Genomic DNA, 13,620 nt, shown 5'->3' on the forward strand with positions numbered 1-13,620 from the left:
AGGAAGCGGAGGCCCCGGACGGTCGGATAGAGTGCGCCCGCATGACTTGGAAGAAAGTGCTCTGGCCCCTCGCGGCCGCCCTCGCCGTCCCCGCCTGCTCCTTCCCGTGTGACAAGACGGGCGAGGACCGCGGCTCCCTGCAGACGCTCAGCGGCACGGGCGAGGTCGTCATCGAGTGCAAGAGCTCGGGCCAGAAGATCTCCTACCCGACGCCTCAGGAGTGGCGGCTGTCCGCGCCCTACGACCTGGAGACCCGCAAGCACACCCTCGAGGCCCAGCTGAGCTACCAGCCTGGCCCCAACGAGTCTCCGCGGCAGCTGGCCATCGTCTTCGACAGCGAGCTGGCGGATGGCACGTACACGCTCGACTCGTCCAACCCGTCCGCCCCGGTGAAGTTGGAGGGCATCCTGATGGACTACACGGGCACGGTGGTCCTGTCGCGCGGGCACGACCTGCCCTTCGTCGACGTGTCGGACCCCGCGCCGGGCGAGTACGACGGCACCCTCGACCTGACGCTCCAGCTCCAGGGCACCACGGGCTACGAGCCCCGGCTGGATTGTCCCGAGTCCAAGCAGGTCACCGTCGCCCCGACACGCTTCCAACTGCGCAAGCACACCGTGGTGGGCACGTGCACTGGCGATGACGTGCTCCAGGGGCTCAGCGAGATCAAGGGCGGCGGGCACTGAGCCCGCGCCCCGCGCCTCACAGGTGCTGGCCCTCGCGCAGGGGGGCCAGGATGGCGCGACCCACGGCGGCGTAGTCCCCGCTGAAGTGGTGGCCGCCCTCCAGCTTCACCGCCCGCGCCCCGGGCACTCCGGACAGCAGGGGGCACAGGCTCTCGCCGGCCTCCTCCGCGCCATACACGCACACCACGGGCAGGCCCCCGAGCGACTTCACCACCGGGAGGATGGGGTCGCCCCCGCCGCCGCCCAGCAGATCCACCACGTGCACCTCCAGCTCCGCCTGCTGGCCGGGGGCGATGAGCGCGAGCGCCCGGACACTCGCGCGCGCCTGGGGAGACAGCTTCGCCACCACCGCGGGCAGCACGTCCGCGCCGCGCGAGTAGCCCACCAGCACCACCCGCGTCTTCTTCCAGTCCTGGAGGTAGTGCGCGAGCACGCGCTCCAGGTCCTTCGCCGTGTCCGCCGGCGTGCGCCGCTTCCAGAAGTAGCGCAGCGAGTCCCAGCCCACCACCGGCACGCCCTCGGCCGCGAACACCGAGGCCACGTCCTTGTCGATGCCCGCCCAGCCCCCATCCCCCGACAGGAGCACCGCCAGGGCATCTCCCCCGGACTTGCCCGCGGGCACCTGGATGAGCGGGAGATCCGACACGGACACCAGGGGCTTGCCGCTCTCGTCGTCCCGGGTGGCCGTCACCGGCGGAGGGGGCGCGGCGCGGCGGCCCAGCTCCTCCCGCGCGCGCACGAGCGCGTCCGTCCACCCCTCGGGGGGCACGAGGCCCTTGCCCATCCCCGGCACGCTCCGCGTCTCCCCGCCCCGCATCCCATCGGTGAAGGCCTTCACCCGGACGAGCGCCGTGTCGTGCTCGCCCACGAGCACCCGCCAGGGCGCGGGCACGGCCTGCGTGGGCCCGAGCCGCTCGTGCCCGCCCGTGTGCTGGCGCACGAGCCCGCTGCCCTTGCACAGCGTCGCCTTCATCCGCACGTCCGGGCTGAAGCCCAGGCTCACGCCGCCCGCGAAGGTGTTCACCGGCGCCTCCACGAGGCTCGCGTACACGAGCCCCGCCCCCGCCCCCGCCCCCACGAGCACCGGGTGCTGGTACTCGGGCAGGTTCAGCTCCTTCTGGGCGTACTGGCTCAGCGACTCCAGGTCCCCCGCCGGATAGGCGCAGTGCGTGCCCTTGCCCACGGCCTCGAGGTACGCGGGCGTGCGCACCCCGAGCACCAGCACGCCCCGGGCCGCCAGCGTGTCCGCCAGGGCCTTCTCGCCCGCGCCCCAGCCCGCGTCCCCCGAGAGGAACAGCACCACGCCCTGGGGAGGGCCCGCGGGCCGCACCAGCGCCACCTCGCCGAAGCGGCCAAAGGCGAGCGTGTCCTTCGCGCCCGCCGACAGGGAGACCCCGCCCACCACCAGGGCCAGCGCCACATGCCATCCGTTCATCGCGCCACCAATCCGCCGAGACCACGGGAAACCAGGGAGCCCACGCCCGCGAGCACCCGGGGGAACACGAGCCCGCCCGGCGTGGCCAGGTAGCGCGGCGTCCACACCGGCTTGAACTTCTCCTTGAACTGCCGCAGTCCCTGGAAGTTGTAGAAGTGCTCGCCGTGGGTGAAGAGGAACGCGCCGGCGCGCTGCCACAGGGGCGCGAGCGCCCGCGACTCGAAGCCCGAGAAGGGCGCCATGCCCAGGTTGAAGCGCTCGTAGCCCTGCTCGCGGCCCCAGAGCATGAGCGACACGAAGAGGTGGTCCATCACCCCCCGGGGCGCGTGGGGCCGGTAGCGCATCAGGTCCACCGATAGCTCCACCTTGAGCTCGGGCGCCCACAGGTTCGCGAAGCCGAGGATCTCCCCGCCCTGGCGGACAATCGCCACCGGGCCCTCGCGCAGGTAGCGGTCCGAGTAGTACCCGAGCGAGAAGCCCTTCTCGCGCGTGTTCTTCTCCGCGAGCCACTCGTCGGAGATGGCCCGGAGCTGGGGCAGCAGCGGCTCCACACCCTCGCGCGGCACCACCTCGAAGGTAAGCCCCTCCTTCTCCATCTTGCGGTGCGCGTGGCGCAGGGAGCGGCGCTCGGGCGAGTCCAGCCGGAAGTCCGCGAGCGGCACCGTGGCCTCCTCGCCCAGCTTGAGCAGGGACAAGCCCAGGTCCAGGTAGCGCGGCAGCGAGCCCGGGCCCACCTGGTAGAAGCACGTCCAGCCGTGGTGCTTGTCCGCCAGCTCCCGGAAGCGCCACGCCAGCTCCGTGGCCTCCTCGGGGGTGCCGCCCACGGGGTCCCCCAGGGCCACCCACGCGCGCCCGGCCACGCCGTACATGAGGAAGGCCGTGCCCCCCTCGTTGAAGAGCAGCGCCTTGTCCCCCACCAGGGCCAGGTGGCTCGCGGACTCGGGGGACTGGGCCACGAGGGGCCGCGCCCGCGCCAGGGCCTCCTCCGAGGGCGGCGCGCTGCGCACCGCCGCGGGCGACAAGAGCCGCGCCACGCCATACAGGAGCACCACGCCCACCACGCCCACGGACGCGCGCAGGAAGCGCGGCGCATCCCCCTCGAAGGTGAAGTGCCACCAGAGGTCCGCGCTGTAGTCCACGTGCCGGTAGGCGAAGAAGCCGAGCCACACCGAGGCCGCCACCACCGCGCCAATGGCGGCGAGCCACGGGGCGCTGAAGCGCTCGGCGAAGAGCGACGTGTGCCGGTAGAACTGGCTCCGGAAGGGCGCGAGCACGAGCGCCAGGGCGAAGAGCAGCGTGGCCTCCTCGTAGTCGATGCCCTTGGCGAGCGACAGCACGCCGCCCCCCATGAGCAGCCCGAGCGTGAGCACGTACGCCGCGTCCAGCCGCCGCTGCAGGCCCCGGCCGAGCAGCAGCAAGGACACGCCCACGAGGCTGCCGAGCAGGTGCGTGAGCTCCAGCAGCGGCAGGGGCAGCCAGCGGCGCAGCACGAGCAGCCGATCCGCCACGGTGGGCGTCGCGCCGGAGAAGAGCAGCACGCCGCCGGCCACCGCCGCGCCCAGGGCGGCGACGAGCGGCACCACCGGCCCCACCGAGGAATGCGCGCCCTTCACCAGGCGGGACACCTGCTCGCGCCGGTGCAGCACTTCGTGCGCCGCCAGCACCCCCGCCGCGAGGACGAAAGGCGCCAGGTAGTAGACGACCCGCCACGCCATGAGCGTGCCGAGCACCGCGGGCGCGGGCACCCGCGGGGTGAGCGCGGCGAGCAGGATGGACTCGAAGACGCCGAGGCCGCCGGGCACCTGGCTGATGAGCCCCGCCACCTGGCCGAGCATGTACAGGCCGATGAAGGCGGGCAGGGACAGGCCCGCCCCCTCGGGCAGCAGCAGGTAGAGCACCGCCGCGGCGAGCAGCCAGTCCGCGCCGGACACGAGCACCTGCCCCACGGCGAGCCGGGGCGAGGGCAGCGCCAGCGTGTGGCCCCGGACGACGAGGGGCGCGCGGCGCACGGCGCACAGGGCCACGTAGCCGAGCACCACGGCGAGGAAGACGACGCCGACGAGCCGCGTGCCGCCGTGCAGCGCGGCCAGGCGCGGCACGTCGATGGGCGAGGCGATGAGGGCGATGCCGCCGGTGAGGCCCAGGCCCAGCCACAGGGTGATGCCGCAGAAGAGCGCCACGCGGGTGACGTCCACCACGCCCAGGCCCCAGGCGGAGTACAGGCGGTAGCGCACCGAGGCACTGCTGAGCATGGACATGCCCACGTTGTTGCCGAAGGCGTAGGCCACGAAGGACGTCATCGCCACGCGCGGGTAGGGCAACGACTTGCCGACGTAGGTGAGCGCCAGCGTGTCGTAGAGCGACAGGAGCGCGTAGTTGAGCGCGGTGACGAGCACGGCCAGCGCGACGCGCGAGACGGGCAGCGCCTCCAGGGCCCGCGTCACGTCATGCCAGTGGAAGTCGTGCAGCTCCGTGTGGAGCACCCAGACGGCGAGGCCCAGCAGCGCGAGCGGCAACAGCGCGGCGAGGACACGAGAGGCTTTCATCGGGCCCGCATAACAAGGGCCTCGCGCCGTCCAAACGCATGGAGCCCCAAGGAAGGGCCCGAGTGCTCACCGGTGGAAACCGCGGAGCCCTTCCATCGAGGAACGGACAGCCGTCAGGCCGAGGGCACCGTCTTGGTGGTGCCCGAAGGCCGACTGGAGCCGTCCACCGTCGCCAGCGGCGCGTTCTCCGAGCGGAGCAGGGCCGGCATGGGCTGCTCGCGGCGCAGCTTCACGTAGGCCTTCATCGCCGCCTCCAGGCCCACGTCCTTCTTGGCCCGCTCGGACAGGAACCACTTGTGCTCGAGCACCTGGCAGTACAACTCGGCCTCGTCCGCCGCCACCCCCAGGTCCTTCTGGATGCGGCCGAGCGTGGCGCGGAAGCGCTCGTCGAGCCAGCGGAACGCCGCCACGCTCAGGGGCACGCTGCGGTTGAGCTCGCGCGTGAGCGTGGCCTTGAGCTCGCGCACCTCGTTGAGCAGCATCGCCGCCTGCCGCTCCTCGGCCACCACGCCCGTGAGGTTGTGCAGCTGGTGGCGGTGGTACTCGCGGTCCGTCACGATGGTGCGCATGCGCAGCTGGCTGCCGTCTCCACTGGCCACCAGGTCCACCTCGCCCACGGAGAAGCCCAGCTCGTTGAGCGCGCGGATGCGCTCGTGGATGCGGTAGTTCTCCCGCGGGGTGATGGAGATCTCCTTGTTGATCTCCGTCCACAGCCGCTCGTAGCGCTGGCGGATGCTCGGGGCGGTCTCGTACACGTCGAGCTCCACCGGCAGCTCCACGCCCTCCATCGCCGCCAGGTCCGCCAGGCCCCCGGTGACGTTCTCCTCCATGATGACCAGGTCCAGCTCACGCTGGCCATCGGACAGCTTCGCGTGCAGCTCGGACGTCTCGGCATCCACCGCGTAGGCCTGCAATTCGCCCGCGTCCCGGCGGAACAGCACGTTGGACAGGGAGCAGTCGCCCCAATAAAAGCCGCCCAGGTGCAGTCGCACGAGCAGGCTCGCCATGGCATCCAACAGCCGCTCGCGGTAGCGCTCCATGCCCTTGTTCATGAAGAGCACGCGGTAGGGCAGCGACGAGGCGAGGTACTGGGTGAAGAGGATGGACACCTCGCCGCCCGGCTGGTCCGGAGCGCGCACCTTCGCATGGCCCACGGGCGTCACCGAGGGCAGCCGCCGGTCCTCGAGGCCGCGCAGCACGTCGTACTCGCGCTGGCCGATGGGCACGGGCAGGTCCTTGAGCGCGTAGATCTCCGCCCCGTAGCTCACGAAGACGACCGTGTGGCGGGACAGACCGCGCGGCACCTCCACGAGCCGGGGACAGTTCTCGCGGTTCCAGTTCTCCAAGGGCAGGTGCCAGGGGAGGTCCAGGAAGTCCGGGTGACCCTGGCGAAGGTGGATCGCATGGAGGGCACGAGGCGCGTTCATGGGGGTGATTCTACCGGGACCCCGGCTGGGATTCAGGTGATGGTGGTCGCGAGACACGTGCACTCCCCGGGCGCGCCATTAGGATCGCGCATATGCGAACGATTCAAGGATGGACGGCCCTGGTGACGGGGGCCACTTCGGGTATCGGCGAGGCCTGCGCCCTCTCGCTGTCCCAACACGGCGCGCGGGTCATTCTGGTCGGGCGGCGCGAGGAACGCCTCCAGGCCCTCGCCGCCCGTCTGGACGCTCCCTCACATTGTTTGATCCTCGACGTTCGCTCCCGGGAGGAGGTGGAGCGCTCGCTCGCCACGCTGCCCCCGGAGTTCGCCGAGGTGGACGTGCTCGTGAACAACGCGGGGCTGGGGTTGGGATTGGAGCCCGCGCACGAGGGCGTGCTGGAGGACTGGGAGGCGATGATCGACACCAACTGCAAGGGGCTCGTGTACATGACGCGGGCGCTGTTGCCGGGAATGGTGAAGCGGAACCGGGGGCACGTGGTGAACCTGGGCTCGGTGGCGGCGACGTACCCCTACCCGGGCGGCAACGTGTACGGGGCCACCAAGGCGTTCGTGCACCAGTTCTCGCAGAACGTGAAGGCGGACCTGGCGGGCACGCGCGTGCGGGTGACGGACATCCAGCCGGGCATGGTGGAGTCGGAGTTCTCGCTGGTGCGCTTCAAGGGCGACGCCCAGCGCGCGGGCAAGGTGTACGAGGGCATGGAGGCGCTCCAACCGGCGGACATCGCGGACGTGGTCACCTGGTGCGTGACGCGGCCGGCGCACGTGAACATCAACGTGGTCGAGGTGATGCCCGCGGACCAGGGCTTCGGCCCCTTCAACGTGAAGCGGCGTTGAGCGGGGAGCGACGGATGGCCTCGGAAGAACAGCCGGCCCCCGCCTCGGGCAAACGGGAGGTGCACTGCGCGGACGCGCTCGAATGGCTCGCGGGCCAGGGCGTGCTCACCGGGTGCTCGCTCATCACCTCCATGCCGGACGTGTCCGAGTTCCCCTCGTACACGCTGGAGCAGTGGAAGGAGTGGTTCGTGCGCACCGCCGGGCTCGTGCTCTCGCGCTGCCCGGACGACGGCGTCACCATCTTCTACCAGACCGACATCAAGAAGGACGGAACCTGGGTGGACAAGGGCTACCTCGTGCAGAAGGCGGCGGAGCAGCTCGGCCACGCCCTGCTCTGGCACAAGGTGGTGTGCCGCGCCCCGGCGGGACAGACGACGTTCGGCCGCCCCGCCTACTCGCACCTGCTGTGCTTCTCGCGGGGCATCCGCTCGGACCTGGGCCGCTCCTCGCCGGACGTGCTCCCCCAGGCGGGCGAGGTGACGTGGACGCGCGGCATGGGCGTGGAGGCCTGCCTTACCGCGTGCCGCTACGTGCTCTCGCACACGCCGACCCGCACCATCGTGGACCCCTTCTGTGGCCATGGCACCGTACTCGCGGTGGCCAATGACCTGGGGCTCGACGCGGTGGGCGTGGAGCTCAGCCGCAAGCGCGCCCGAAAGGCCCGCGCCCTGCGCATGCCGCTCGGGGACAGCGAGCCCGAGACCAGCCCCGAGGACGACGCGGACTGAGCCTCACCGCCGGGCGTGGCGCGTGCGCGAGCGCACGAACTTCGTGAGCAGGCGGCTGCCCTGGGCGAACAACTCGGGAGACAGCCGCTTGAGCCGCCACAGCCACCGGCCCGACGCCATCGGCACGATGTAGAACTCGTCGCGCTCCACGCCCTCCAGGCACGCCCGGGCGATCTCCTCGGGACCCAACCGCGCGTCATTCACCAGCCGGGCCGCCGTGGCATGCAGTTGCTGCGCCTCGGCGTCGTCCGACGGCGCGGGACCCCCCGCGATGTTCGTGCGGAAGAACATCGGGCACACCACCGACACGCCGATGCCCAGGTGCTGCACCTCCGCCAGCAGCGTCTCGGAGAGGGCCACCACCGCCGCCTTGGACGCGCAGTAGGCCCCCATGTACGGCGCCGACATCAGCCCCGCCGCCGAGGCGATGTTGAGCACGTGCCCCCCACCCTGCCGGCGAAGCAGCGGCACGAAGCCGTGGCACCCGTGGATGACGCCCCACAGGTTCACGTCCAGCACCCGCTTCCACTCGGTGAGCGGCAGCCGACCCACCTCGCCGCCCGTGGCCACCCCGGCGTTGTTCACCACCAGGTCCACCCCGCCGAGCAACCGCTCCGCCTCGAGAGCCAGCGCCTCCACCTGCTCGGGCTTCGTCACGTCGCACGCCACCGCGTGCGCCTCGCCGCCCGTGAGCCCCACCCGGCGCACCGTCTCGCGCGCCTCGGCCTCGTTCACGTCCGACACCACCATCCGGCCGCTCCGTCGCCCCAGCTCCAGGCACAGCGCTCGGCCCAGACCACTGCCCGCGCCGGTGATGACCGCACGGGGACGCTCGGGAAGACCCATCTGCGAACTCCTGATGTCAGGGGGCCGGCGGGGCCCTCGGGGCCGCCGAGTATGCCCCGCGTCCCGCCCGGAACTCACCTCGATCGGCAACTCCAGCCCGCTTCCCTCGGCCGCGCCTCCCGCAACACCGCGCAGCTCGCCCCGTCCCCCGCCGCGCACGCCCCCTCCAACAGCCGCAAGCCCTCCTCCGCCTCCCCCTCCCGGCGCGGCGCGCTCACGAGCAGCGCCCCCATCACCCCACACGAGGACGCCGTGCCCTCGGCGCACGCCGGCCCCGCCACCCGCGACACGTCCTCCAGGAACCCACACGCCCGCGCCTCCCCGAGCTGGCAGGCGCGCTTGAGCAGCGTGGGCAGTTGGAGCGAGCCCCGCGTCTCCGGTGCGTGGCGCAACGTCTCGTAGAGCGCCAGGCACCCCATCGCCGCGCCCGCGTCACACGCCCGGGAGAACAGGGCGCGCTGGCCCGGCGCGTCCAGGGTCGTGCCCTCGCCCTGCAGCGCCTGCACGACGAGCCGCCCGCAGGCCGCCGACGCGCCCAGCTCGCAGCCCCGCGTCAGCAGGGCGTCCGCCCGGGCCGCCTCGCCGGGCGTCCACTGGCGCACGAGCGCGCCCTGGGCCGCGCAGCCCTGACCGTCGCCGGCCTCGCACGCCCGCGCGTAGAGCGCGAACGCCTGGCCCGCGTCCGCCACCGGGCCTCGGCCCTCCAGGAACACGTCCCCCAACAGCCGGCACGCGAAGCCATCCCCCGCGTGACACCCCTCCTGGGCGAGCAGCGCCGCCTCGTCCGGCGCGCCCGGCGTCCCCGCGCGGCGCGCCGCCTCCGCGAGGCCCACCGCCGCGAGCCCACACGCCTCCCGGGGCGTCCGCGCGCACGCGCCCTGGAGCGCGCGTCGGCCCTCGGCCGCGTCCGCCGCCCCGCCCTCGCCCAGGAGCAGGGCCAGGCCGCGCCGCGCGCAGCCCTCGCCGTCCCCCGCCCCGCACGCCCGCGCGAACAAGGCCCGCGCCTCGTCCGGCGGGGCCTCGCGCCCGAGCCGCGTACAGGCCCGGCCGTCCCCCGCCCCGCACGCCCGCGCGTCCGCGTCGCACGGCGAGGCATCAAGCGCGAGCGAGGTCTCGACGGTGGGCACGGACACACGCCCCCGGGCGGCGCCGCAGCCCCCGAGCAGCAGCAGGACGAGCCCGCCCAGGACAACGCCAGACACCCGGAGCCCGACAGAACGCGGTGGAGTCTTCGTCATGCGGCCAGGAGACGCCCGGCGTCTTTCCCCCGCGTGACGCCTTCATGACGAAGAATGTCAGTGAGGCCGCTCGCGCACTTCGTTCTGGGGGCCCGTGGGCTCCTCGGCGGGGGCCTCGGACTCCAGCCGGGTGAACTTGAAGGGCGGCACCCGGGGCAGGCGCACGGAGAAGGTGCTGCCCTGGCCCGGCGCGCTCTGCACCCGCACCCGGCCGCCGTGCGAGGTGATGATGCCGTGCACCACCGCGAGCCCCAGGCCCGTGCCCTCGCCCGCGGGCCGCGTGGTGAAGAAGGGCTGGAAGAGGTGGGCGAGCACGTCCGGCCCCATGCCCTCGCCCGTGTCGCGCACCTCCAGCACCACGTCGTCCTCGCCATCCGTGCGCGTGGAGATGAACACCTGGCCCCGGCGCTTCATGGACTGGGCGGCGTTGAGCAGCAGGTTCACCACCACCTGGGAGATCTGCCGCGGGTGGCCGAGCATCGGCGGCAGGGGCTCGAGCTTCACCTCCACGTCGCAGTGCGCTTGCAGGCGCCCGCGGGTGAGGCGCAGGGCGGTGCTCACCTCCTCGTTCAAGTCGTAGGGGATGAGCGCCTCGGGGTCTCCCTTGGCGAAGCGGCGCAGGTCCGCCACGATGGAGCACACGCGCAGGACGCCCTCGAGCGTCTCGGGCAGCACCTCGTCGGTGTACTCGCGCAGGGAGGGGGGCAGCTCCGCGCGCCCGAGCTCGTGCTGCAGCGCGTGCAGGTTGCTCTTCACGTAGCTCATGGGGTTGTTGATTTCGTGCGCGATGCCCGCGGCGAGCATGCCCAGGCTGCTCAGGCGCTCCTGCTCGCGCGCCCGGCGGTGCGTGAGATCCAGCTCCGTGAGCGAGTGGCTCAGCTCCTCCTGCCGCCGCGACATGCCGCCCAGGGTGAGCTCCGTCATGCGCAGGTAGGCGCCCGAGGAGCCGGCGATGATGAGCGTGAGGATGAGCAGGGTGAGGGCGATGAGGGGCGGGGCGCCGTCGATCAGCGCCGCGAGCGTGAAGGCGCCGAACAGCACGTAGCGCACCACGCGCCGCCAGGAGTCCAGCGGATGGCGCATCCACAGGCCATGCAGGGGCAGGAAGAGCCACACGGAGAAGAGCCAGCCGGTGACGTGGCCCAGGGCGACGACGATGGACAGGTTGAGCCCCATGCGCATCTCGTCCCACACCAACGGGGTCGGCACGGGTCGGCCGCGCGCGACGAGCACGTTGAGCACGGCGCCACACCCGCTCAGCAGCACGATCAGCCCCATCGTGTGCCACTGACCCCAGAGCGCGCTCAGCATCACGAGGACGTTGAGCCCCACCAGCGAGGCCATGAAGCCGTTCACCCGCTGGTTGATGCGCCGGACCTCCTGCTCGGGATCCACCGCTGGCGCTGAAGAACGCATGCCATCTCCCTCGGACGTCAAGCCCCATGCCCCCGTGCGGATCACCCCTGGCGCTCCTCTCCCCTGGCGCCGCCCGACCCGCTCCGCTCGACATGCGGACAGACCCCACCGTAGCAGAATCGTCTGATTGTACACCCGCCGCTTCCACTCCCAGGCGAAAAATCCACACCCGCTGAAAAACGAGAGGGAGCGGGCGGTCTGTCCTCTGGAAATCCCCTGATTGCGCGGGTTGGTTGGCACCCAACGGGCCGAGCGGCTTTCCAGGGTTCTACCCTTCCCGGCGCGGGGGCGCATGGGGCATCCTCCCTCCCCCCGCGTGTCGCATGCGCGGCTTCTCCCTCAGGAGCGCTTCATGATCCGCACGCTCACCCTGGTGAGTCTCCTGCTCACGTCCCTGCCCCTGCGGGCCCAGGACGGCGCCGCCGCGCCGTTGACGGCCGAGGACATGGCGCGCCGACTGGGCGAGACGACCTGGGGCATGGAGGAGCTGCTCGCGGGCAAGGTGGAGGAGGTGACCGTCACCCTCCGGGTGGAGGAGCTGGACGGGGACGGGCACGTCAAGCACATCCAGGAGCGGGTGGATCGCTTCCGGCTCAAGGACGGCCAGCAGCGCCGGGAAGTCCTCCAGGCCACCAAGGACGGCGAGGACGCCACCGACGCCCTGCGCAAGGATCTGGAGGAGCGCCAGCGCCGGGGCGAGGGCCGCGCGGAGTTCAACTCCGTGAACCTGCCCTTCGCCGTGGCGTCGCTGTCGCAGCACCGCTTCTGGCTGGCGGGGCCGGACTCGAAGGACCCCCAACGGCTTCGCCTGCGCTTCGAGCCGAGGGAGACCAAGGCGCCCTCCATCCACAAGGGCGAGGCGCTGGTGGACGCGAGCACGGGCCAGCTGGTGCGGCTCACCTACAGCCCGTCGGTCCTCCCGGACCGGGCGTACCGGGTGGACGTGCGCATGGACTTCCGCGCCCAGCCGGGCATGGGCCAGGTGCTGGACACGCTGCGCGTGGACGCCGAGGGGGGCTTCCTCTTCTACAAGAAGCGCATGCGCATCACCGCGCGCTACTCGCACCTGGTGCCCGCGAGCAGCGCGCCCAGCGCGTCGGCGATGCTGCCGGCAACGCCCTGAGCTTTTCCGGCACATGAAGCGCGTGCTGCTGCTCCTGTGGCTCGTGGCGACGGGGGCCGGGGCCGCGCCCGAGAGTGCCCTGGAGCGGCTGCTCGCGCACGCGGCCCTGCCCGGCCTCGCCCCACCACCCGAGGCGCCGCTCACCGAGGCGCGAGCCCGACAGCTCGGGCGCGCCCTGCTCGACAGCGCGCCCACCGCACGCACCTTCGCGCCCCGCACCACCCTGGCGCACCTGCTGCGCACCGGCGCCCCGGACTCCCTGCGCACCCGGGCCGAGCACGTCCGTCCCCTCGTCGTGGTGCGTCCGGACGGCTACGTCTGCGTCGCCCTCACCGGCGCGCCCCTCGCCTGGCTGGGTCCGCCCACCCTCGTCGACGGCCACCTGTCCGTGCACCGCCTGCGCGTGGGCGCCTTCTACTTCGACCGGGCGGGCGTCTTCTTCGCCGTGGACGACACCCTGCGGCCCGTGGGGCCTCCCCTGGCCGAGCGCCCCCTGGGCCGCGACCCCGCCACCGCCGCCCTCCTGGGCTCCCAGGACGCCGTCGAGCAACTGGCCCTCGCCCTCGCCCACCTCCTCGTGCACCCCGTGCGCTCACTCGAAGGCCTGAGCCAGCTCCCCTCCGGCCTCGCCCACCTCCTCGCCACATCTCCCGAGTACTTCGCGCGCTACGGCGCCCTGCCCCTGGAAACCCAGGTCCGCGAGGCCTCGCGGCTGGCCACCCACCTGCTCACGCTCCAAGGGGGCCTCGTCGCCCAGGGGCCTCGACTGGCCGGGGCCGCGCGTCTGCCCGTGCTCACCCTCTCCGCCCGGGGCGAACTGGTGCTGGGCAGCGTCGCCACGCCCGTGGCCGCTCCATCCCTCGTGGCCCACGCGGGCGCCGCCTCGCTCGTCTTCATGGCCCAGGGCATGCCCCCTCCCGGTGGCCCCGGTCAGTGGCTCCAGAAACCCGAGGGCATGTCCTCCGAGGCCCAGCGCTACCAATCCCAGGTGACGGGCGCCCCCGAGGGCTGGGTGTACCGCGTGCGCACCGGCCCCGGCCCCAAGGACTTCGTCGACTTCGATGGCTTTCGCGACGGGGTCCTCCTCGAGGCCAAGGGTCCCGGCTACCAGGACCTCCTGCGCAAGATGTATGGGAAGAAATGGTTCGACGGACTCAACGACATGGTCGCGCAAGCACAGCGGCAGTTCAACGCCACCCCCGCGGTTCCCTTGCATTGGCACTTCGCTGAACTTGAAGTCGCGGAGCGCCTTCGCAGGATCTTCCGCGACCGCGGCTACGGCGCCATCAAGGTCATCCACACGCCGCCCATTCCTTGAGAA

At 72.4% G+C, this 13,620-nt stretch carries 11 protein-coding genes; 5 read left to right on the forward strand and 6 right to left on the reverse strand.

Features of this window, described 5'->3' with window-relative positions; translation table 11 throughout:
- Positions 1–41 precede the first annotated feature (41 nt).
- Complete coding sequence (locus I3V78_RS02080) at positions 42–686, forward strand: hypothetical protein (RefSeq protein WP_204484640.1); 645 nt, start codon at positions 42–44, stop codon at positions 684–686.
- A gap of 16 nt (positions 687–702) precedes the next feature.
- Here I3V78_RS02080 and I3V78_RS02085 read toward each other — a convergent pair whose 3' ends face one another.
- The 3 genes from I3V78_RS02085 to I3V78_RS02095 all read right to left on the reverse strand — a co-directional run bounded on the left by I3V78_RS02085 (position 703) and on the right by I3V78_RS02095 (position 6,094).
- The gene (locus tag I3V78_RS02085) at positions 703–2,121 is read right to left on the reverse strand and encodes a virulence factor family protein (protein WP_204484641.1); all 1,419 of its coding nucleotides are present in this window, start codon (positions 2,119–2,121) and stop codon (positions 703–705) included.
- On the reverse strand, positions 2,118–4,667 hold the full coding sequence (gene mprF, locus I3V78_RS02090; RefSeq protein ID WP_204484642.1) for a bifunctional lysylphosphatidylglycerol flippase/synthetase MprF: 2,550 nt from the start codon (positions 4,665–4,667) through the stop codon (positions 2,118–2,120). The genes I3V78_RS02085 and mprF overlap by 4 nt, the downstream gene beginning before the upstream one ends.
- 113 nt (positions 4,668–4,780) lie before the next feature.
- Positions 4,781–6,094 carry a DUF4032 domain-containing protein gene (locus I3V78_RS02095; protein ID WP_204484643.1) on the reverse strand — a complete coding sequence of 438 codons (1,314 nt, stop codon included), beginning with the start codon at positions 6,092–6,094 and terminating at the stop codon, positions 4,781–4,783.
- Between the two features lie 92 nt (positions 6,095–6,186).
- Between I3V78_RS02095 and I3V78_RS02100 the strand changes: the two genes are divergently transcribed.
- A complete protein-coding gene (locus I3V78_RS02100) occupies positions 6,187–6,948 on the forward strand; it encodes an SDR family oxidoreductase (protein WP_204484644.1) in 762 nt (253 codons plus the stop codon).
- A 14-nt stretch (positions 6,949–6,962) separates the two neighbouring features.
- The gene (locus I3V78_RS02105) at positions 6,963–7,676 is read left to right on the forward strand and encodes a DNA methyltransferase (RefSeq protein ID WP_204484645.1); all 714 of its coding nucleotides are present in this window, start codon (positions 6,963–6,965) and stop codon (positions 7,674–7,676) included.
- A 3-nt stretch (positions 7,677–7,679) separates the two neighbouring features.
- Here the strand turns inward: I3V78_RS02105 and I3V78_RS02110 are convergent, their stop codons facing one another.
- From I3V78_RS02110 to I3V78_RS02120, 3 genes are all read right to left on the reverse strand, one after another.
- Positions 7,680–8,522, reverse strand: a complete 843-nt coding sequence (locus I3V78_RS02110; protein ID WP_204484646.1) for an SDR family NAD(P)-dependent oxidoreductase — start codon at positions 8,520–8,522, stop codon at positions 7,680–7,682.
- Positions 8,523–8,596: 74 nt separating this feature from the next.
- Positions 8,597–9,724 (reverse strand): sel1 repeat family protein, encoded by a 1,128-nt coding sequence (locus I3V78_RS02115; RefSeq protein ID WP_204484647.1) that lies wholly within the window; start codon positions 9,722–9,724, stop codon positions 8,597–8,599.
- A gap of 93 nt (positions 9,725–9,817) precedes the next feature.
- Entirely contained in the window at positions 9,818–11,176 is a 1,359-nt protein-coding gene (locus tag I3V78_RS02120) for a sensor histidine kinase (protein WP_204484648.1), read from the reverse strand.
- A 352-nt stretch (positions 11,177–11,528) separates the two neighbouring features.
- Between I3V78_RS02120 and I3V78_RS02125 the strand changes: the two genes are divergently transcribed.
- Positions 11,529–12,299 carry a hypothetical protein gene (locus I3V78_RS02125; protein ID WP_204484649.1) on the forward strand — a complete coding sequence of 257 codons (771 nt, stop codon included), beginning with the start codon at positions 11,529–11,531 and terminating at the stop codon, positions 12,297–12,299.
- Between the two features lie 13 nt (positions 12,300–12,312).
- Positions 12,313–13,617 carry a Tox-REase-5 domain-containing protein gene (locus tag I3V78_RS02130; RefSeq protein WP_204484650.1) on the forward strand — a complete coding sequence of 435 codons (1,305 nt, stop codon included), beginning with the start codon at positions 12,313–12,315 and terminating at the stop codon, positions 13,615–13,617.
- Positions 13,618–13,620 lie beyond the last annotated feature (3 nt).

This window comes from Archangium primigenium, from assembly GCF_016904885.1.
GTDB classification, from domain to species: Bacteria; Myxococcota; Myxococcia; order Myxococcales; family Myxococcaceae; genus Cystobacter; species Cystobacter primigenius.

What these genes read in the sequence shown, in the direction of transcription:
- I3V78_RS02080 (WP_204484640.1), top strand. Translation starts at nt 42, where the DNA reads ATGACTTGGAAGAAAGTGCTCTGGCCCCTCGCGGCCGCCCTCGCCGTC.
- I3V78_RS02085 (WP_204484641.1), bottom strand. Translation starts at nt 2,121, where the DNA reads ATGAACGGATGGCATGTGGCGCTGGCCCTGGTGGTGGGCGGGGTCTCC.
- mprF (WP_204484642.1), bottom strand. Translation starts at nt 4,667, where the DNA reads ATGAAAGCCTCTCGTGTCCTCGCCGCGCTGTTGCCGCTCGCGCTGCTG.
- I3V78_RS02095 (WP_204484643.1), bottom strand. Translation starts at nt 6,094, where the DNA reads ATGAACGCGCCTCGTGCCCTCCATGCGATCCACCTTCGCCAGGGTCAC.
- I3V78_RS02100 (WP_204484644.1), top strand. Translation starts at nt 6,187, where the DNA reads ATGCGAACGATTCAAGGATGGACGGCCCTGGTGACGGGGGCCACTTCG.
- I3V78_RS02105 (WP_204484645.1), top strand. Translation starts at nt 6,963, where the DNA reads ATGGCCTCGGAAGAACAGCCGGCCCCCGCCTCGGGCAAACGGGAGGTG.
- I3V78_RS02110 (WP_204484646.1), bottom strand. Translation starts at nt 8,522, where the DNA reads ATGGGTCTTCCCGAGCGTCCCCGTGCGGTCATCACCGGCGCGGGCAGT.
- I3V78_RS02120 (WP_204484648.1), bottom strand. Translation starts at nt 11,176, where the DNA reads ATGCGTTCTTCAGCGCCAGCGGTGGATCCCGAGCAGGAGGTCCGGCGC.
- I3V78_RS02125 (WP_204484649.1), top strand. Translation starts at nt 11,529, where the DNA reads ATGATCCGCACGCTCACCCTGGTGAGTCTCCTGCTCACGTCCCTGCCC.
- I3V78_RS02130 (WP_204484650.1), top strand. Translation starts at nt 12,313, where the DNA reads ATGAAGCGCGTGCTGCTGCTCCTGTGGCTCGTGGCGACGGGGGCCGGG.